13 protein-coding genes are annotated in these 19,769 nt (G+C 67.2%); 9 read left to right on the forward strand and 4 right to left on the reverse strand.

Going from position 1 to position 19,769, the window contains the following annotated elements; genetic code table 11:
* Positions 1 to 218: 218 nt before the first annotated feature.
* Entirely contained in the window at positions 219 to 2,318 is a 2,100-nt protein-coding gene (locus K5H97_RS14195) for a condensation domain-containing protein (RefSeq protein ID WP_028688868.1), read from the forward strand.
* Between the two features lie 324 nt (positions 2,319 to 2,642).
* On the opposite strand, the gene basC is transcribed toward K5H97_RS14195, so the two are convergent.
* Both basC and K5H97_RS14205 read right to left on the reverse strand, forming a co-directional pair.
* Entirely contained in the window at positions 2,643 to 3,962 is a 1,320-nt protein-coding gene (gene basC, locus K5H97_RS14200; RefSeq protein WP_028688869.1) for a putative histamine N-monooxygenase, read from the reverse strand.
* Between the two features lie 61 nt (positions 3,963 to 4,023).
* A complete protein-coding gene (locus K5H97_RS14205) occupies positions 4,024 to 8,310 on the reverse strand; it encodes an amino acid adenylation domain-containing protein (RefSeq protein ID WP_232853905.1) in 4,287 nt (1,428 codons plus the stop codon).
* Between the two features lie 129 nt (positions 8,311 to 8,439).
* Here K5H97_RS14205 and K5H97_RS14210 point away from each other — a divergent pair, with 129 nt between their 5' ends.
* The 7 genes from K5H97_RS14210 (at position 8,440) to K5H97_RS14240 (ending at position 16,728) form a co-directional block, all read left to right on the forward strand.
* Complete coding sequence (locus K5H97_RS14210; RefSeq protein ID WP_028688871.1) at positions 8,440 to 9,612, forward strand: isochorismate synthase; 1,173 nt, start codon at positions 8,440 to 8,442, stop codon at positions 9,610 to 9,612.
* 26 nt (positions 9,613 to 9,638) lie between these two features.
* Positions 9,639 to 11,240, forward strand: a complete 1,602-nt coding sequence (locus K5H97_RS14215; protein WP_028688872.1) for a (2,3-dihydroxybenzoyl)adenylate synthase — start codon at positions 9,639 to 9,641, stop codon at positions 11,238 to 11,240.
* A 17-nt stretch (positions 11,241 to 11,257) separates the two neighbouring features.
* Positions 11,258 to 12,124, forward strand: coding sequence for an isochorismatase (locus tag K5H97_RS14220; protein WP_028688873.1), 867 nt, complete (start codon positions 11,258 to 11,260; stop codon positions 12,122 to 12,124).
* Positions 12,091 to 12,873, forward strand: coding sequence for a 2,3-dihydro-2,3-dihydroxybenzoate dehydrogenase (gene dhbA, locus K5H97_RS14225; RefSeq protein ID WP_345940234.1), 783 nt, complete (start codon positions 12,091 to 12,093; stop codon positions 12,871 to 12,873). The genes K5H97_RS14220 and dhbA overlap by 34 nt, the downstream gene beginning before the upstream one ends.
* Positions 12,874 to 12,953: 80 nt before the next feature.
* Entirely contained in the window at positions 12,954 to 14,237 is a 1,284-nt protein-coding gene (locus K5H97_RS14230) for a histidine decarboxylase (protein WP_081791516.1), read from the forward strand.
* A 420-nt stretch (positions 14,238 to 14,657) separates the two neighbouring features.
* Positions 14,658 to 15,725: a GNAT family N-acetyltransferase gene (locus tag K5H97_RS14235; protein ID WP_028688875.1), complete on the forward strand. Its 1,068-nt coding sequence runs from the start codon at positions 14,658 to 14,660 to the stop codon at positions 15,723 to 15,725.
* A 19-nt stretch (positions 15,726 to 15,744) separates the two neighbouring features.
* A complete protein-coding gene (locus tag K5H97_RS14240) occupies positions 15,745 to 16,728 on the forward strand; it encodes a fatty acid desaturase family protein (protein ID WP_028688876.1) in 984 nt (327 codons plus the stop codon).
* Between the two features lie 328 nt (positions 16,729 to 17,056).
* Here the strand turns inward: K5H97_RS14240 and paaX are convergent, their stop codons facing one another.
* Entirely contained in the window at positions 17,057 to 17,980 is a 924-nt protein-coding gene (gene paaX / locus K5H97_RS14245) for a phenylacetic acid degradation operon negative regulatory protein PaaX (RefSeq protein WP_096050110.1), read from the reverse strand.
* 59 nt (positions 17,981 to 18,039) lie between these two features.
* On the reverse strand, positions 18,040 to 18,639 hold the full coding sequence (gene paaY / locus K5H97_RS14250) for a phenylacetic acid degradation protein PaaY (protein ID WP_028688878.1): 600 nt from the start codon (positions 18,637 to 18,639) through the stop codon (positions 18,040 to 18,042).
* 340 nt (positions 18,640 to 18,979) lie between these two features.
* On the opposite strand from paaY, the gene paaF reads away from it, so the two are divergent.
* A complete protein-coding gene (paaF, locus tag K5H97_RS14255) occupies positions 18,980 to 19,753 on the forward strand; it encodes a 2,3-dehydroadipyl-CoA hydratase PaaF (protein ID WP_028688879.1) in 774 nt (257 codons plus the stop codon).
* Positions 19,754 to 19,769 lie beyond the last annotated feature (16 nt).

Below are 19,769 nucleotides of genomic sequence, written 5' to 3' on the forward strand. Positions count from 1 at the left end.
GGTACCTCTCCCTGAGCGTGGTGCATTCCAGACGGCTTGCTTTGACGCACGCCAATCTAGATGATAATTATTTGCATCTTTCACACCATAACGAATCCCTTGGATTCACGCAATGCACCCCGGTGGTGCAACCCCTCTGCGCGGCCACTCACCGCGATCCATGGATGGCAGTGAAGGCCGACGCGGGCCTTGAACGATCGAACAGCAGGAAGCTAGCTATGTTGGAACGCAACACCACCCCACCCTCGCCCCAGGCTCTGGACGAACACGAGGAACTCGCCTGGTTCGCCCAGCAGCAGCAACCCGAGCAACTGCACCGGCAACTGGGCGCCTGGCGCCTTGGCCCCCGGGCCGACCTGTCGTTGCTGGCCCTGGCCGTGCAGGCGGTGGTCGAAGCCACGCCGGGCCTGAACAGCCGCTACCACTTCAGCGACGACGGCGACCTGTACAAGACCCAGGCACCCGGTTGGTACCCGTGCCTGCGCATCGAGCACAGCGCAGCCGAGGGCATGGACGCCCTGCTGCGGGCGCGCCAGGCGGCGCCCTGGGATTCCACCACGCAGCCGCCGTTCGAGGCCCTGTTGCTGGCCGGCGACCAGCAGGCCGCGCTCGGCCTGCTCTGCCATGCGGTGCTGCGCCAGTCGCCGCAAGCCCTGCTCGAGCGCATTCGTGCCGAATACGACGCCCTGGCCGGCGACCAGCCACTGCAGTTCGAGCCGCTGTCCCAGGCGCCCTCGACGGACATCGCGCAACGCATTCTCGACGCGTTCCGCCAAGCCCTGGCGGAGCCTGGCATGACCCTGGAGGATGATTTCTTCGACATGGGCGGCCACTCGCTGCTGGCCACCCGCATCATCGGGCGCCTGCAGGGCGAGCACGGCATCGAACTGCGCTTCAGCGACTTCTTCGCTTCGCCCAACGCATCGGCGCTCGCTACCCGTGCCAAGCTGAGCCAAGGGCAAGCCAGTCAGGCCAGCGATCAGCCCGGTGATATCCAGCAGGCACCGATGGCCCTGGCCCAGGCGTCGTTGTGGCGCGCCTGCGCGGCGTTCGACTACGGCACCCTGTTCAACCTGCCCTTTGCCCTGGACTTCCACGACCCGGTGGACGAAGCGCTGCTGCAGCAAGCTTTCAGCGACCTGCTGGAGCGCCACGCCAGCCTGCGCACCACCTACCATGGCGAAGGCGACAGCGCCTGCCAGCGCATCGTGCCGCTGGCCGAACTGGGCCGCTACAAGTGGTTCTGGACCAGCGCCGAGAGCACCGGCGCAAGCCTTGCCAGCGAGGCGAAGCACCGCTTCGACCTGGCCCGCGAGCTGCCACTGAGGCTGCGCCTGCTGCGTGACCCGCACAGCGGCCATCAGGTGCTGTCGTTCCTGGTCCACCACATGGCCATCGACGAGTGGTCGCTGAACGTGATCATGGCCGAACTGGCCGAGGCTTACCTGGCCCGCGCCCAGGACCGGGCGCCGCAATGGTCGGCGCCGGCGCGCACCTTCCACGAATTCGCCCTCGCCCAGAGTGCCCAGGGCCCGAACCCGCGCCACCTGGCGTACTGGACCGAACTGCTGCGCGACGCCACCCGCGGTCTTGCCCTGCCCGCTGACGCCACGCTGCTGCCCGCCGACCAGGCGACCACCCGTGCGCGCTGGCTGGAGCTGCGTCCTGAGCCCGGCGTGCTGGAGCAACTCGGCGCCAGTGCCCGGCAGCACCAGTCATCGCTGTTCAGCGTGATCTACACCGCCATCGCCCTGTCGCTGCACAAGCTCGGCAACCTGTCGGACCTGGTAATCGGCACCTCGGCCTCGGGGCGTACGGATCCGGCGTTCTACGACACCGTTGGGTACTTCACCACCATGGTCGCCCACCGCGTGCAGTTCGTCCCGGAACAGTCGCTGGGCGAGCTGCTGGGCGATGTGACGCGGATGATCAACGACTCGATGGCCTATGCCGATGTACCCATGGAGACCATCCAGCAGGCGCTGGGCATGACGCCGGCCGAGGGGCTGATGTTCGATGTGTACGTGCAGATCCATGCCAACAACGCCCTCAATGGCGCCCTGCGCACGCCCGAGGGCCAGGCCATTCGCTACAAGCAGATCGACCCGGACAAGAGCGAGTCGATGTTCGGCCTGCAGTTCGAGATCATGGAGGATGTGTTCGACGGCCAGCGCTCGCTGCGCCTGGTGGTCACCTACCGCAGCGATCGCTACAGCGCCGCCCAGGTCGAGCGCCTGTGCGCGATGATTTCCGCGGCGTTTGGGGTATTTGCCGAGGTGGATGCCGGCCGGCGGGCGCTGGCTGAGGTGGTTTTATAGTTCAACGTGGGCGGTGCTTGTGAGATCGAGCGCCGCCCGCGCGGCGCATCGCGACGCAAGGCCGCTCCCACATCTGTTTCGGGCCAGTCAATCCTGCGCCATTACCTGGTCCGCCTTGTTGGTCCGGCGCGGTTTCAGCGTGGGCACCACTGCCGCCCCACCTCTCTCAAGACATGCGCCAAGGCGGGCAACCATGGCCTGACAGGTTTGGCACATTGCAACAAATGTGGGAGCGGCCTTGCGTCGCGATGCGCCGCGCGGGCGGCGCTCGATCTCATAGGCGCAACATTCCTCACGGCGAAAACTTTGCAGACCAAACGCCCATCACCCCTGCGGCAACCCATAGCGCTGGAACGATGACCGCTGCGGCACCCGATACTGCGCCCGGCCCAGCAACTGGTTGAGGATCACCGCATTGCGCACCGGCCCCAGCCCCAGGTCCGGCGAGCCGACGCCATGCTGGAAGATCTCCGCATTCTGCACGAACACCCGGCCACTGCGGCCATCACAGCGCTGCGCGGTGAAATCCTCGCCGACGATGCAGTCGCCGTGCGCGTCGGTGGCCAGCACCGTGCCCTTGAGCTGCTCGAACCACTGCGGCCAGGCATGGGCATAGCCGGTCGCCGCGACGATCGCATCGGTTTCCAGGGTCGCCCGCTGGTCCAGCTGACGGTGGTGGAAAGTCATGCGCAGGCCCGCCGAGCCCAGGTCCTCGACCGTCTCCACCTCGCAGCTGGACAGCAGCGTCAGCCCCGGTTCGCGCCCGCCGATGGAGCGTTCGTAGATCAGGTCGTAGATCGCGCCGATGGTGGAGAAACTGATGCCTTTGTACAGCAGGCCCTGCTCGGCCACGATCTCGCGGCGCTTGTCCCGGTCGAGGGTGTGGAAGTAGTTCATATAGGCCGGGGTGAAGCATTCCTGGCCGAGCTTGGAGTACTCCATGGGATGGAAGCCCCCTGAACGGGTGATCCAGTGGATCGAAGCTCCCGCCTCCACCTGCTCCGGCGTCAACGCATTGAACAAGGCCAGTACGCACTCCGCCGCGCTCTGCCCGGAGCCGACCACCACCACGCGCCGGCACTGCTCCAGTTCGCCCTGGCGCTTGCCGAACTCCGCCGAGTGCAGCACCGGCGCCTGGCTGCGGGTGCGCGCCCAGGCCGGCAGCCACGGCCGGGTGCCGAGGCCGATGGCCAGGTCCCGGCTGCTGTAGCGCCGCTCCAGGCCCGACACCGACACGCTGTCGATGACGAAGCGCTCGCTGCCGCCATCGTAGCGCACGCCGGTGACCTCTTCGCCGAAGTGGCAGGTCGGCAACTGGCGCGCGGCCCAGCGGCAATAGTGATCGTATTCACGCCGGGGCACCTGGAAGTGGTCGTAGTAGTAGAACTGGAACAAGCGGTCGTGCTGGTGCAGGTAGTTGAGGTAGCTCAACGGGTGGCACGGGTCGGCCAGGGTCACAAGATCCGCGAGGAACGGCACCTGCAAGGTGGTGCCCGGCAGCAGCAGGCCCTCGTGCCAGCGAAATTCCGCCTTGCGCTCAAGGAACGCGCAGCGCAGGTCCGGGTGGCGCGACAGCAGCGCGGCCAAGCCCAGGTTGAACGGTCCGATGCCGATGCCGGCGATGTCTACGGTTGCTATGTCCATATGCTCGATGATTTCCCAAAAACTACGGATGGCGCCCCGGGCCGGGCCCAGGGCGGTTGATTCAGGCAGGTGTGGCGGCAAGCAGGCGCTCGACGTCTTCGACCGTGCGGCACGCCAACAACTGTGCGGGCGACAAGCGCACCGCGAAGGCTTCGCCCAGTCGTGCCGCCAGGGGCTTGAGGTGCTGCGGCCGCAGGCCCATGGCGAGGAAGTCCCGGGCCGGCTGCGTGACGCCGAGCACCTGCTGATAGATCGCCAGCACCTGGGCGCAACGCTGCGGGTCACTGGGCGTCGCTGCCGGCGGCTGCTCGGTTTCGCCTTCCAGCAACGTGCGGGCTCGGCGGCGGTCCGGCTTGCCATTGGCCGTCAACGGCAACTCGGCCACCTCGACGAAGCGCGTGGGCACATGGGATTGCGCCAGCAACGCCCGGGCATGCTCGCGTAGCGCCACGGCGCCGGGTGGCGCGTCGTGGCGGCGCACATAGAGGGCGCCGATGCAGGCCTCGCCCTGTTGCGTATCGCCATAGTCCACCACCAGCACCTGCTGCACCGCCGGATGGCGGATCAGCTCGATCTCGACGTCCGGCAGCGATACGCGCACACCGCGCACCTTCACATAGCCATTGACCCGGCTGTCGAACAGCAGCACCCCGTCCTCGCGGTAGCGACCTCGATCGCCGGTACGGAAGGCCCGTACCGATGTACCCTGCTCGTCGAGCACGCTGACGAAGTCGTTCTGCACCAGCTCACCTTCCTGCAGGTAGCCCAGGGCCAGGCCCACGCCACTGGTGTGGATACGCCCGGCGACGCCCTGCGGGCAATGCTCGCCGTGTTCGTCCAGCAGCCAGTAGCGGTTGCCCGGCAATGGGCGTCCATAGGGCACCCTGGCGCGGTCCTGGTCGCCGATCTCGTGCCAGATGCTCCAGATGGTGGTCTCGGTCGGCCCGCCCAGGGACACCAGCCGCGCCGCCGGCAACAGCTCGCGCAATTCGGCGATCACCGCCGGCTTGATGTAGTCGCCGCCCTGGGCCAGCAGGCGCAGGCTACGCAAGCCATCGCCCTGGCGGCAGGCCAGGAGCATTTCGAGGATGGCCGGCACCGAGCACCACAGGCTCACGCCGTGCCGCCTGACCAGCTGGTTCCAGCGCAGCGCGTCCTTTTCCTCGCCGGGCTCAGGCAGCACCAGCGCCGCCCCGGCGCAGAGGCTGCCGAACACGTCGAACACTGACATGTCGTGATGCAGTGGGGTCACCGAGATGAACACGTCATCGCGGCTGACCTGCCACTGCGCCAGGGTGCTGCCGATGACGTTGGCCGTGGCGCGGTTGTTCAGCACCACGCACTTGGGCTTGCCGGTGGTGCCGGAGGTGTAGAGGTAGTAGGCCGGCGCGGTGCTGGCCGACAACGCCGCCAGGCCTGTCAGGTCCAGGGCGGCCGGCGGACTCGCCAGCAGTGGCGCGGCGCTATTGACCACCAGCGCCGGCTGGCAGTTGTCCAGCAGGTAGCGCAGGCGCTCTTCGGGCGCTGCCGCGTCGATCGGCACCCAGACCAGCCCGCTCAGGGCGCAGGCCAGGGTCGCCATGCTGTGCTCGGGACCGCGCGGCAGGCAGATCGCGACCACCTGGCCAGGCTGCAGGCCCCGGGCCTTGAAAGCCTGGGCGATGCGGGCGACGCCCTCGCCCAGTTCGGCGTAGCTGATCCGCCGCTCGCCGTGCAGCAAGGCGATGCGTCCGCTGTCCGGGCCGAACAGGTTGTGGGCGATGCGGCCGAGGAAATCGACAGGTGCGGCCTGCGCCTCGCTGCTGTTGAGGCGGTAGTGGCCAAGGTCGATGAACTGCCGTGCCTGGACTTCGAACGCGCCCTGCCCGGCCAGTTGCGCCACCGCCTGGCCAAAGGCTGCGAGCAGCTGCCCGACCCAGCGGCCATCGACCGCTTCGCGGGCATAGTCGATCTCGAACGCCAAGCCGCCCTCGGCGGTGTTGCAGAAACGGATGTCCATGGCCACCTGGGGCGTCTGGGTCAGGCCCGCGCTCAAGGTCATCGGACCATCGAGCGCGCCCACCGGCCAGGACAGGCCATTGGTCAACACCACCGGCAATGCCGGGCCCGGGCCGTTGCTGTCGTACAGCAGGCGGGCCAGGTCCACGCCGGAAAACGCCAGGTGCTGCAGGCCCTCCAGCACATCGGCCTGCAGGCGCTTGGCGCGCTCGGCGAACGTGGGCAGTTTGTGTTGCCAGTCGAGGGCGATGAAGCTGGAACGGTTGGCGAACGCGCCGTCCTGGGGCGGCGCCACCGGCACCGCCACGCACAGGCTGCCCTCGTCGAGCCAGTGGCCGAGCACTTCCAGTACCACGGCCATGATCGTCGAGTTCTTGAACAACCCCTCGCGTGCGCCGGCGCGGCTCAATGCCTTGAACGCCGGGGCCGGGATCACTTGACGCTGGCGTGCGTATCGGGCCACGCCGACCTTGTCCAGGGCGCAGCGCCACGGTAGCCGTGGCGCGCCATCGACCTCGGCCAGCTTTGACTTCCAATACTCGGTATCGGCCTTGCGCACCTCGCTCTGGTCGTCGACAGCCGCCGTCGGCTCGCTGGTGGTCAGCGGCTGGCAGTGCCCGTCGAACAGTTCGACCATCAGGGTGGCGATGGCGCGTCCATCGAGGATCAGCGCATCGAAGCGCACGAACACCACCAGCTCGCCCTGCGGCAGCTGGAAGGCGGTGACATTCCAGGGCGGTCCAGCCAGGTCGAACAGCGCGTGGGCATAGGCCTCGCTACGGACCTCGAGCTGCGCCTGGGCTTGCTCACCCGTCAACGCGCGCAGGTCGATCACCTCCAGGTTGACCTGCACCTGGTCGCTCAACGACTGGGTCAGTGCCTGGGCATCGATGCGGGTGCGCAGGCTGTCGTGGCGGCGCACCATGTCCGTGAGGCGGCTGCGCAGCAGCGCCAGGTCCATGTGCCCGCGGTATTCGCGAAACTCCTGCATGGCCACGCCGCCCAGCGGCAAATGCTCGCCACGCCCCAGCAGGTAGGCCTGCTGCAGGGCGTTCAAAGGGCGATCCCGGCTGGCCGCGATCGTCAAAGGCTGGTGCAGCGCGCCCATGTCGGCAGCCACCGCGACGGCCAGGGCAATGAAGCGCTCGAACAGTGCCTGGACCCAATCCGCCGGCAGTGCGTCCAGGCGCACATCCCAGTTGACCAGCAGGCCGCCATCGACCTGGGCCACCTGCGCGTCCAGCGCCACCTGCGGACCCTGGGAGATCACCCAGTCCATCGGCCCGAACACCCGGCCCACGCGCTCGGAGAACAGCTCGCCACCGGGCAGGTCCAGCCCTGCGGTGAACACCACCGGCGCCAGTTGCGGCGTGCCGTGATGGCGCGACAGGTCGCGCATCAGGTCCACGCCTGGATAGGCGCTGTGCGCCAGGCGTTCGACCAATTGCCGGTGCAGGTCCTGGCACAGCGCGGCAAGGCTGGCGACGCCGGTGAAGTCGACATCGACCAGCACCAGGTTGGCGAACTCGCCGACGATCCGTTGCACCGGTTCCAGCACCGGCTCGCGCCAGAACACCGGCACGTTCAGGCGCAGGCGGCGGTCCCCGGTGTGCTCTCCCAGGGCGGTGGCGAACAGCCCGAGCAGCAACGCCGACGAAGTGATCCGCTGCGCCCGCGCCGCCTGTTGCAAGGCGCGGTACTGCTCGGGTTCGAGCCGGGCGGCAAAGCGCTCGCTGCGCGCCGGGCCCGGGGCAAGCAAGGGCAACGTCGGCGCCGGGGCGATCTGCGCCAGGCGTGCCCGCCACCAGGCGCGGTCGCGGCTGCGAGCGTCGCGCAGGTCGGCATCGGCACGCACCTGGTCCAGCCAGTCGAAGTAGCTCGGCGTGGTCGGCAGCACGGTTTCAGGGGTGTCGTACAGCCGGGCCAGGTCTTCCATCAGCACCCGGAAGCTGGACGGGTCCACCGCAATCATGTCGGTGTCCACGTGTAGCCGAGCGGCATTGCCCGGCAACAGGCTCAGGCCGAAGCGCGCACCCTGGCCAGTACTCAGGTCCAGGCGCTGGTGGCTCCACTGGCGGCGTCTCTCCAGTAGGCGTCGCTCCACGGCTGGACCGTCCAGATCGCTGAAATCCTCCAGCTCCAGTTGGGGGCGCAGCGTCTCGTCGATGCTCTGCCGTCCCTGTCCGTCGATGCGCAGCTTGAGCATCGGGTGTGCCCGGTACAGCCCCTCAAGTGCGACTTCAAGGCGCGCCACATCGATGGCCTGGCCATCGAACTCGGCATACAGGTGAGCGCTGACGCCACCCAGTGCCGCATGTGCATCCCGCCCGATCCAACAGGCGGCCTGCATCGAAGTTAACTCTCTCATCGCTTACCCGCGTAGTTGACAAATCCATGTGTTTCGCGTCCTCATATTTACTAACGAGAATGATTATATTTCAAGGTTTTCTTTCTCACCCATCGGCCAAGGAGGCTACCCATGAAGACAGGCACCCTGCGTTTGCAAGACAGGGACACCGTGCCGCTCAGCCAAGAGGACTCGAGCTTTTCATTCACATCCGGCGACCGCGAGCTGAGCGTCAGCGGCCTGCGTGAGCGGATCGACACCCCGGCCCACGGCAGCCACCTGGCCGGCGGCGCGCTGCGGCGCAGCATCGACCAGGCCTTCGAGCGCGCCCGCCAGGCCGGGCAGGACAACCCGATCGTGGTCGGCGCCATCCCCTTCGACACCACTCAGGCATCCAGTCTGTACGTTCCCCAGGCCTATGCCTGGCAGCAACGCACCGCGGCGCCCGCCCAGGCCGGCGCGCTGCCGGCGCTGCTCAGCCAGGTCAACATCCCCGACGAACACGGTTTCAAGCGCGCCGTGCGCCATGCCATCGTCAACTTCCAGCACAGCGATGTGCGCAAGGCCGTGCTCTCGGTGCAGCGCGAACTGCACTTCGCCACGCCCGTGGACCCGGCACAGGTGCAGGCCAACCTCAAGGCGCTGAACCGCGAGGGCTACCACTTCCGCGTGCCCCTGGCCAACGGCGCCACCCTGCTGGGGGTGAGCCCGGAGCTGCTGGTGCACAAGCAAGGCACGGCCTTCGTCAGCAACCCGCTGGCAGGCTCCGTGCGGCGCATGGCCGACCCCGAGGCCGACCGCGCCAATGCACAATGGCTGGCGACGTCGGAGAAGGACCACTACGAGCACCGCCTGGTCACCGAGGACATCGCCCAGCGCGTCGGCGAACTGTGCAGCCGCCTGCAGGTCCCCGAGCGACCGTCGCTGATCAGCACCGCCGCGCTGTGGCACCTGTCCACTCGTATCGAGGGCGAACTGGCCACGGCCGATATCGACGCCCTGCAACTGGCCTGCCGGCTGCACCCGACTCCCGCCGTGTGCGGCTACCCCACCGAGCGGGCTCGGCAACTGATCCGCTTCGTCGAGCCCTTCGAGCGCGGCCTGTTCACCGGCATGGTCGGGTGGTGCGACGCCCAGGGCAACGGCGAGTGGGTGGTGACCATCCGCTGCGGCACCTTCAGCGGCCAGCGCGTGCGCCTGTTCGCCGGCGCCGGCATCGTCGAGGCCTCCAGCCCCGACACCGAATGGAACGAAGTGCAGACCAAGCTCGGCACCATGCTGCGTGCCTGCGGCCTGGACCATTGACCTCAAACCCGTTTTCCGAGATGCCCATGACCATCGAATTCACCCCCTGGCCCGCGGACCGGGCGCAGCGCTATCGCGCCGCCGGCTACTGGAACGACCAGCCGCTCAGCCAACTGCTGATCGAGCGCGCCGCCGCGCAGCCACAGGCCCCGGCGATCCTCTGCGGCGAACGCTGCATCAGCTACGGCGAACTGGACCGGCGCGCTTCCAACCTGGCCTCGCGCCTGGCCGCCCACGGCCTCGGCCAGGGCGACACGGCACTGGTGCAGTTGCCCAACGTCGCCGAGTTCTACATCGTGCTGTTTGCCCTGTTCAAGGCCGGCATCGCCCCGGTCAACGCGCTCTACAGCCACCGCCAGCACGAGCTGGGCGCCTTCGCCCGGCAGATCCACCCCGCCTTGCTGATTGCCTCGGCCGAGCATGAGGTGTTCCGCAACGACGCGTTCCTCGACGACCTGGCCAAGGAAGGCCTGCGTCCGAAGCTGACGTTGATGCTCGATGCTCTCGACGAATGGAGCGCCAGCGCCGATGTGCGCGGCACCCACTACGCGCCCAGCCCGGCCGGCGAAGTGGCGCTGTTCCAGCTGTCCGGCGGCAGCACCGGCACCCCCAAGCTGATCCCGCGCACCCACAACGACTACGCCTACAGCGTGCGGGCCAGCGCGCAGATCTGCGCCCTGGACAGCGCCACGCGCTTTCTCTGCGCCCTGCCCGCCGCGCACAACTACACCCTCAGCTCCCCCGGCGGCCTGGGCGTGCTGCACGCCGGCGGCTGCATCGTCATGGCGGCCAACCCGGAGCCGCTCAACTGCTTCGCCCTGATCGAGCGCCACGCGGTGACCATGGCCGCCCTGGTGCCCAGCGCCGTGGCCCTGTGGCTGCAGGCCGCCCCCGGGCACGCGGCCAAGCTGCGCAGCCTGCGCCTGCTGCAGGTCGGCGGTGCGAGCTTCGCCGAGGCCCTGGCGCGCCAGGTCCCCGAGGTATTGGGCTGCCGCCTGCAACAGGTGTTCGGCATGGCCGAGGGCCTGGTCAACTACACCCGCCTGGACGATAGCGACGAGCAGGTGTTCACCACCCAGGGCCGGCCGATCAGCGAGCTGGACGAAGTGCGCATCCTCGACGAACAGGGCCAGCCGGTCGCCGACGGCGAGCCAGGCATGCTCGCCACCCGTGGCCCCTACACCTTCTGCGGCTACTACCAAAGCCCCGAGCACAACGCCCAGGTGTTCGACCAGGACGGCTTCTACCACTCCGGCGACATCGTCCAGCGCAGCGCCGACGGCAACCTGCGGGTGGTCGGCCGGGTCAAGGACCAGATCAACCGCGGCGGCGAGAAGGTCGCCTCGGAGGAGATCGAGAACCTGATCGTCATGCACCCGGACGTGACCCATGCCGCCCTGGTGGCGCTGCCCGACGACCTGCTCGGCGAAAAGAGCTGCGCCTTCATCGTCTCGCGCAACCCGCAGCTCAAGCCGATCGCCCTGCGCCGCCACCTGATGGGCCTGGGTATCGCCGAATACAAGCTCCCGGACCGGATCCGGCTGATCGACGCCATGCCGCTGACCGCGGTGGGCAAGATCGACAAGAAGCAACTGCGCGCGCTGCTCGCCGTCGCCCAGACCGCCTGACCGTCCAAGGACCCGACATGACCATTCCAACCATCCACGACTATGCCATGCCGCTGCGGGCCAGCTACCCGGCCAACAAGACCCAATGGCAACCCGACCCGGCCCGCGCCGTGCTGCTGATCCACGACATGCAGCGCTACTTCCTGCGCTTCTACCAACCCGACGGCGCCCTACTCACCGCCCTGGTGCACAACCTGTCGCGGCTGATCCACTGGGCCCGCGAGCAGGGCATCCCTGTGGTCTACACCGCCCAGCCCCATGAACAGCCGCCCGAGGACCGCGCCCTGCTCAACGCCATGTGGGGCCCGGGCTTGCCGGCGGCCAGCCCCGAGCAGCAATCGATCATCGACGCCCTGGCGCCGCAGCCGGGCGACACGGTGCTGACCAAGTGGCGCTACAGCGCCTTCCAGCGCTCCGACCTGCTCGAGCGCATGCGCACCTGGCAACGCGACCAGCTGCTGATCGGCGGCGTGTACGCCCATATCGGCTGCATGATCACCGCCGCCGACGCCTTCATGAACGATATCCAGGCGTTCCTGGTGGGCGATGCGGTGGCCGACTTCTCCGAGGAGGAGCACCGCCTGGCCCTGAAGTACGTCGCCACCCGCTGCGGCCATGTCACCGACACCACCGCCCTGTTGACCCAACCCGCGGGCGAGACCACACGCGACTGGCTGCATGGCCGAGTGCGCCAGATGATCGAGGACGACAGCGACCTCGACCCGCAGGAAAGCCTGATCTTCTACGGCCTGGACTCGCTGCAGGTGATGAAGCTGGCCGCCGAGCTCAAGCAGCGCGGCATCGCCGTCAGCTTCGAGGAGCTGGCCAACGCGCCGACCCTGGATGGCTGGTGGTCGCTGATGCAAGCGCGGGGGGCCGCCTGATGGCCATGGCCCGCTTCACCGGCCGGCGCGTGCTGGTCACCGGCGCCGCCAGCGGCATCGGTCGCTGCGTGGCGCAGCAGTTTCTAGAGGAAGGCGCCGAGGTCATCGGCCTGGACTGCGAGGAGGCCGACGTGCCGTTCCCGCTGCTGCATGTCGACCTGACCGATCCGGCCGACGTGCAGCGGGTCTGCGACCGCCTCAAGGAGCAGGCGCAGTACCTCGACGTGCTGGTCAATGTCGCCGGCGTGCTGCGCCTGGGGCGCAGCGACGAGGTGTCCTGCGAAGACTGGCAGCGCTGCCTGGATGTCAACGTGAGCGCGCCGTTCTACCTGATGCGCCAGTGGACCCCGGTGTTCCGTCGCCAGCGCCGCGGCGCCATCGTCAATGTCGCCTCCAACGCCGCCCACGTGCCGCGCCTGAACATGGCCGCCTACTGCGCCTCCAAGGCCGCACTGGTCAGCCTGAGCCACTGCGTGGGCCTGGAGCTGGCACCCTACGGCGTACGCTGCAACGTGGTGTCGCCAGGCTCGACGCGCACGCCGATGCTCGCCGGCATGCTCGGCGACCCGGCGGGCGAACGCCAGCTGGTCGACGGCCTGCCCGGGCAGTTCAAGCTCGGCGTGCCGCTGGGCAAGATCGCCACGCCCGACGACATCGCAAATGTAGTGCTGTTCCTGGCCTCGGAGCAGGCCGGGCACGTGACCCTGCAGGATATCGTGGTCGACGGCGGCGCCACCCTGGCCGCCTGAGCCTGATGCGGCACTGACAAGGACTTTCACCCGCACCGCGCTCGGCCCTGGCCGGCCGAGCGCGCACCATGGAGCTGGACATGACATTCTCACCCGCCGACCACAAGCGTCTCGAGGCCTTCTGGCAGTACTGCCTTACCCACCAGTACTTCAATGTCGGCTACCCCGAGTCGGCCGACTTCGACTACAGCCTGCTGCACCGCTTCATGCGCTTTTCCATCAACAACTGCGGCGACTGGAACGAGCCCAGCAACTACCTGCTCAACTCCTTCGACTTCGAGCGCGAGGTAATGCGCTTCTTCGCCGAGTTGTTCCACATCCCATTCGAGGACAGCTGGGGCTATGTCACCAACGGCGGCACCGAAGGCAACATGTTCGGCTGCTACCTGGCCCGCGAGCTGTTTCCCGACGCCACCCTCTACTACTCCAAGGACACCCACTACTCGGTGGCCAAGATCGTCCGCCTGCTGCGCATCAAGGCCCAGGTGGTGGAATCCCAGGCCAACGGCGAAATGGACTACGACGACCTGGTCGCGCGAATCACCGCCGACGGTGAACGCCACCCGATCATCTTCGCCAATATCGGCACCACCCTGCGCGGCGCCACCGACAACATCGCCACCATTCAGCAGCGCCTGGCCCAGGCCGGCATCCGCCGCGAGGACTACTACCTGCATGCCGACGCGGCCCTCAGCGGCATGATCCTGCCCTTCGTCGATAACCCCGAGCCCTACTCGTTCGCCGACGGCATCGACTCGATCTGCGTCTCCGGGCACAAGATGATCGGCTCGCCGATGCCCTGCGGCATCGTCGTGGCCCGGCGTCACAACGTCGAGCGCATTTCGGTGGAAATCGACTACATCAGTGCCCGCGACCAGACCATCAGCGGCTCGCGCAACGGCCACACGCCACTGATGATGTGGGCCGCATTGTGCAGCCGGTCGCGGGAGGACTGGAGCGCACGCATCCAGCGCTGCCTGGACCTGGCCCAACATGCGGTGGACCGGCTGCGGGCGGCCGGCATCGAGGCCTGGCGCAACCCCAACTCGATCACCGTGGTGTTCCCCTGCCCCTCGGCCAGCGTGTGGAAACGCCATTGCCTGGCCACCTCGGGCGACACCGCGCACCTGATCACCACCGCCCACCACCAGGACAGCACGCAGATCGACGCGCTGCTCGACGAGCTGATCGCCGACCTCAAGGCCCGCACCCGATACCCGCTGCAGGCGCCCCTGGTGGAGGGCCTGGGCAGTCGTACCCGGGTCTACAGCACGGCAGGACATCCTCGGCCGGAGCCGCTGCCGGGCCATCCCAGACTCGCACGTGACAGCGGCCTTGCCCGCCTCAAGGGCAGCGATATCTGAACACCGAGTCGTCTTTACAGCCATTTACATGTAAGCCTGTTCCTACAGCGTGTTGCTCCGGGACCTGGCGTACCGAAAAACAGGGGCGGGCCTGCCCGCCCCCTCGGCACCTTGACCGCACAACACGTTGCAGTCTCCTGCCGATGGCCGTTTGACGGCCCATCGCGTGACTCTATAGTCCGTTTCCTGGCAGCGCCAAGGAGTTGCGCTGGCCTTGGACAAGAACCCGCCATGTACAGGAGTCGCATGATGGCCATGCTCACGGATGACGCACTCTCGCCTCACCCTTCACACACATCACCCAGCCGCGCCGACCTGCGACGACATCTCCGTCACTGACCCCAGCCCCGCCACGTGCCCGTGACCTGCCCTGGGCGGTCACTGCCTTCGTTCGCCTTCAATAAAGACAAAAGGTGCGTCATGACTGCGACCCGTTCGCCGCAAACGGCCGTTGCGCCGTTGCCGGAAACCGAAACTCTGCGCTATCGCCCGGCCAGCCCCGCCGATATCGAAGCCCTCGCCGCGCTGTTCCAGCAGGTCTATGGGCAGACCACCCACCCTTGCCAGAGCCCAGCCTATATCCGCCACTCGCTGGCCAGCGGCCAACAGCAGTGGTTTGTCGCCCAGGCCCAGGGTCGACTGCTCGGATGCTGTTGCATCGCCCGCCGCCCCTGGAACCGCTCGTGGGAGGTCTGCCACGGGGTGATCCACCCCGATGCGCGCAGGACCGGCGCCATCTCCAGCCTGATCCGCCTCGGTTTCGAGACCCACCGGCCCGAACCCATGGAGCTGGGCTTCTACATCACCCGCAACATCGCAAGCCACAGCGTCATGAACAAGATCCGCCCCGCCGTGCTGGTGGGGCATGACGGCGGCCCGGACACGGTCGACGGCCTGCGCGAATATCACCTGACCGCCATCCAGCCGGTGCTCCAGGCCGGCTTTGTCCATGTGGCGCCCTGGTACGTGACCGCCCGCGCCGCCGAATTCGTCCGCCGCCTGCTTTACCCCGCCCTGCGGCTCGGCGTCACTCCCGGCAGCTACCCGGACACCTTTCTGAGCGGTCCCACCGGCGCCGAACGCCATGGCCAGCTCAGCTACACCCACGATCCCCAGGTCGGCGCGCTGATGCTGTCGGGCCAGTGCGGTCGCTACCTGTCAAGCCAAGCTGTGCTGGCGGAGCTGGGCGCGCTGCTGCGCCAACATGCGCAGGCGGAGTACGTCAGCCTGGTGATCCTGGCAGACAAGCTGGAGCTGCTGGCCAGCCTGCGCCGCCTGGGTTTTGCCATCACCGCCTACCTGCCGGCCTGGCACTTGGAGAACGGCGTGCGCTACGACTGCATCCAGCTGGTGTTCCAGGACTTCGCCGTGCCCCCGCGCAGCCACGGCTTCGACGACGACATCGCCCGATTCGACCTGGCCTACGCGCACCTGGCCAACAACCTTTGCAGCCTTCCCGCCGACCCGGCTTCCCGGGCCGCCAGCTAACCGATCGGAGTTTTTGCAAGTGACCAAGGACCAATGGCTTAGTGTAAGAAAACAGATCCCCGACGGCGCCCGGGAACCCTGGACCGTGATGCTCTGGGTCGCCGACCTGCTGTTGTTGGCGGTGGCCTGGAACCTGTGGCTCGCCGACTCCACCGCCTTGCAGTTGCTGGGCTTGGCGCTGGCAGGCCTTGCCACCGTGCAGCTCTACCTGATCATGCACGAGGCGACCCACGGCGCCGCCTCGGCCAACCGCCGGCTCAACGATTTCATCGGCCACTGCGACGGCTGGCTGATCGCCTTGCCGTTCCTGGTCCGCCGGCGCTTCCACATGGCTCACCACACCTGGACCGCGCACCCGGTGAACGACCCGGAGAACCGCGGCATGATCGAGCGCTTCTCGGTGATGACGAAAAAACAGGAGCGCACCCTGGAGTTCGTCTGGAAGCACTGGATCCCGATGATCGCCGCCAACCATTTCCTGCTCAACTGGCGCGCGCCGTTCATTGCCCGGGCCAAGGGCGACAGTTCGCCGAGGATTCTCAAGGAGATCCGCTTCGCCCGCCTGTACCTGGCCGGTTACCTGGCGGCGGCCGTGCTGGCCTGGAGCCTTGGGCACCTGCTGGACCTGGTGCTGTTCTACGGGATCACCTGGGTGTTCCTGTTCTTCATGGTCGAGCTGCTCAACCTGCCCCACCACGCCGAGGCGCCATTGCTGCCAAGGGACGCCGACCGCCTGCAGTTCTGGGAGCAGGATGGGGTGTCCCACGACTGCAAGGACCTGCCGCTGTGGTCGCGCTATGTGATCCTCAACTTCAACCTGCACATCGTCCACCACGCCTTCCCCTCGGTGCCGTGGTACCGGTTGGCCCAGGTGCAGAAGCTGCTGAGCGAACATGAGGTCGGCCATGCGCCGTCGCAGACCCATGAGTGGGCGTTCGCGGTGAAGAACCGGCGCCGGCCGTTGTTGCAGCTGATGGGGCATTTCTTCGATCAGCGGGGTTGAGGGGCGGCGGGGAGGTGGCGGTGCTCGATGGGTTGCCCTCGGACGACAATAGACACCCGCACTCGTCTCACAATACTGGCAGGTGAAGCCGAGCCGGGCGGCGCTCTGACTATTGTCGCCATAGCCGGTGTATCGATTTGGCTGGTCATTGGAGAGCAGGATCGAACCTTGCCGATCTGTGGCCAGAATCGAGGGGATGCTATGGGGGTGCCGCCACCGTGCCCGACTCATATTAGAAGTGCCGCCTGCCATGAATACGCAGGCAATCCTTGCAACGGATCGCAATGCCGGCAACCGGCAGAATTGCCAGGTCGCCAACGCCCTCAATTCAACCAAGCCCACCAAACCGCCGATAGTAACTCTCGTTGGCATCCGGCAACGGCCCATCCGCCGTCTCCAGCGCGCTGGCCAGGTACTCCTCCGCCCTGCCCTGCACCAGCCGGTACAGGTTGCGGCACAACTGTCGAGCCGCGCGCCCTTCCCAATCCCCCGGCAACAACTCGTCCGGCAGTTGCGGATCACGCAACAACAGGCGGCGGTATTCGTGGATCAGCAGCGTGCGCGCCAGGAAACAATCCTGCGGGCTCGGCGCCTCGAGGTCCTTCATGGCTTGCCACAGTGGGCGGAACAGGCGGATGAACTCGCTGTAGTGCTGGCCCAGTTCCTCGATGTTCCAGCTTTCCCGTACCTGGGCGCGCAGGGCCTTGGAGGCCAGCACTTCCTGGGCGTGGGTTTCGAAGACGATGCAGTCGTCCTCGGCGTCCTGCTCGCGCAGGGTCGCGGCGAGGTCGGCACGGTCGGTGCGCGGACAGCCCAGCAGGTTCGTGCCCATGGCGCCAAAGCCCTGCCATTCGAGTTCCTCGCGCACGGCCTTGCGCTTGCCGGCGTCGAGTTGCGACAGCAGCACCAGGGTCCAGGCGCCGTTCCAGGCCGGTAGGCTGGCGCTGTAGACGCGCTTGAAGGCTTTCTCGAAACGCCGCCGGCCGGTGCCGGTAAGGCTGTAGTAGCTGCGCCGGCCGACCTTCTCGGCGGTCAGCCAGCCTTCCTTGGTCAGGCGGAAGATCGAGGTACGGATCAGCCGTTCATTGATGCCCATCGGTTCCAGCAGGTTGATCAGGCTGCCCAGCCAGACCGTGCCGCCATGGGGTTCGATGGCATCGCCATAGAGGGTAATGATCAGGGAGCTGGCGCGGATCGGCGTCTGCTCCTGGAAACGGGTGATCAGGTGATTCAGGGGGGCAAGGCTGCTCATGGGGGAACGAGGCGCGGCTAAAGCCTCGACTATACCTGCCTGCCGCGACCGCGCAAGGCTCATGCACCGCCCTCGGCCTTGGGCCTGAAGCCGGAGTCGCCCATGCGTGGGCGGTCCGCCTCGGGCGCGGTCAGCGGCGGGCACTCCACCAGCGCGGTCATGCAGCGCCGGGCCAGGCTGTGGTATTCGGCGGTGCCGCGCTGTTTCCAGGCCAGCTCCTGGTCGCTGAGCGGGCGCTTGACCTCGGCCGGCGCGCCAACCACCAGGCTTTGCTCCGGGCAGGTGAACCCCGCCTTGACGAAGGCCGTGGCGGCGACGATGCAGCGTGGGGCGATATGCGCGCCGTCCATGACCACCGCGTTCATGCCGACCAGGGCGTCCTCGCCTATCCGACAGCCGTGCAGCACCGCGCCATGGCCAATATGGCCGTTGCGCTCGACCAGCGTGTCGCCGCCGGGGAAACCGTGCATCACGCAGGTGTCCTGCAGGTTCGCGCCCTCTTCCAGGATGATTCGCCCGAAATCGCCGCGCAACGAGGCCAAAGGGCCGATGTAGCAGTTGGGGCCGACCAGCACGTCGCCGATCAGCACGGCGCTGGGGTGTACATAGGCGCTGGGATGAACCACTGGGGTGAGGCCTTCGAGGCGATAGCAGGGCATGGGCTGGGGCTCGATATGATTCAGAAGACCAAATGATCCTGTATCAGATCAAATCACTTAGTCAATGCCAGCCTGATGTATCGCTTTCTTCACAAAGCTTCAGGACAGTGATGACCTAATTGCTGGGCAAGCTAGCTCCCACAAATGGCTATAGCAGCGAGACAGCGTGGGAGCGGGCTTGCCCCGCGATAGCGTCACTCGCCTCAAATACAGATACGCAATTACAATTTCAGTGTTGATTTTTCGTATCGCTTTGTACATATACTTGCACCAGCACCACGAACAATTCCAAGAAAAGCCGGCCCCAGCCGGCGCCGAACGTGCAGCCTGAGGTATCCCCATGCCAAGCAACCTCATCGTGCAGGCCCCGGCGGACGGCGTCCGTCTGATCACCCTGCACCGCCCGCAAGCCCTCAATGCCTTGAACACGGCGCTGCTGGAAGAGCTGGCCGCAGAACTGGACGCCGCCGACCAGGATCCAGAGATCCGCGCCGTGGTCATCACCGGCAGTCGCAAGGCCTTCGCCGCTGGCGCCGACATCAACGAGATGGCCCAGCGCGATCTGGTCGGCATCCTCAACGACCCACGCGTGGCCCACTGGCAGCGCATCGCCGGCTTTGGCAAACCGCTGATCGCCGCCGTCAACGGCTTTGCCCTGGGCGGCGGCTGCGAACTGGTGATGTGCGCCGACATCGTCATCGCCGGCAGCGACGCCCGTTTCGGCCAACCGGAAATCAACCTCGGCATCATCCCCGGCGCTGGCGGCACCCAGCGCCTGCTGCGCGCCGTGGGCAAGCCGCTGGCCATGCAGATGGTCCTCGGCGGCGAAGCCATTGATGCCCGTCATGCCCTACAGGCAGGCCTGGTCGGCGAAGTCACCCAGCCCGAACTCACCGTAGAGCGCGCCGTGCAGGTGGCCGCCGCCATCGCCGCCAAGGCACCGCTGGCGGTGCGCCTGGCCAAGGAGGCGCTGCTCAAGGCCCAGGACATGGACCTGGCCTGCGGCCTGCGCTTCGAACGCCACGCCTTCACCCTGCTGGCCGGCACCGCCGACCGTGACGAGGGTATCCGCGCCTTCCAGGCCAAACGCCCGGCCCGATTCCAAGGGCTGTAAGCCTTCCACCGACTGA

The organism is Pseudomonas mosselii (genome assembly GCF_019823065.1).
Taxonomy (GTDB): Bacteria; Pseudomonadota; Gammaproteobacteria; order Pseudomonadales; family Pseudomonadaceae; genus Aquipseudomonas; species Aquipseudomonas mosselii.

What these genes read in the sequence shown, in the direction of transcription:
- K5H97_RS14215 (WP_028688872.1), top strand. Translation starts at nt 9,639, where the DNA reads ATGACCATCGAATTCACCCCCTGGCCCGCGGACCGGGCGCAGCGCTAT.
- K5H97_RS14210 (WP_028688871.1), top strand. Translation starts at nt 8,440, where the DNA reads ATGAAGACAGGCACCCTGCGTTTGCAAGACAGGGACACCGTGCCGCTC.
- paaF (WP_028688879.1), top strand. Translation starts at nt 18,980, where the DNA reads ATGCCAAGCAACCTCATCGTGCAGGCCCCGGCGGACGGCGTCCGTCTG.
- K5H97_RS14220 (WP_028688873.1), top strand. Translation starts at nt 11,258, where the DNA reads ATGACCATTCCAACCATCCACGACTATGCCATGCCGCTGCGGGCCAGC.
- paaY (WP_028688878.1), bottom strand. Translation starts at nt 18,639, where the DNA reads ATGCCCTGCTATCGCCTCGAAGGCCTCACCCCAGTGGTTCATCCCAGC.
- K5H97_RS14205 (WP_232853905.1), bottom strand. Translation starts at nt 8,310, where the DNA reads ATGCAGGCCGCCTGTTGGATCGGGCGGGATGCACATGCGGCACTGGGT.
- K5H97_RS14230 (WP_081791516.1), top strand. Translation starts at nt 12,954, where the DNA reads ATGACATTCTCACCCGCCGACCACAAGCGTCTCGAGGCCTTCTGGCAG.
- basC (WP_028688869.1), bottom strand. Translation starts at nt 3,962, where the DNA reads ATGGACATAGCAACCGTAGACATCGCCGGCATCGGCATCGGACCGTTC.
- paaX (WP_096050110.1), bottom strand. Translation starts at nt 17,980, where the DNA reads ATGAGCAGCCTTGCCCCCCTGAATCACCTGATCACCCGTTTCCAGGAG.
- K5H97_RS14195 (WP_028688868.1), top strand. Translation starts at nt 219, where the DNA reads ATGTTGGAACGCAACACCACCCCACCCTCGCCCCAGGCTCTGGACGAA.
- K5H97_RS14235 (WP_028688875.1), top strand. Translation starts at nt 14,658, where the DNA reads ATGACTGCGACCCGTTCGCCGCAAACGGCCGTTGCGCCGTTGCCGGAA.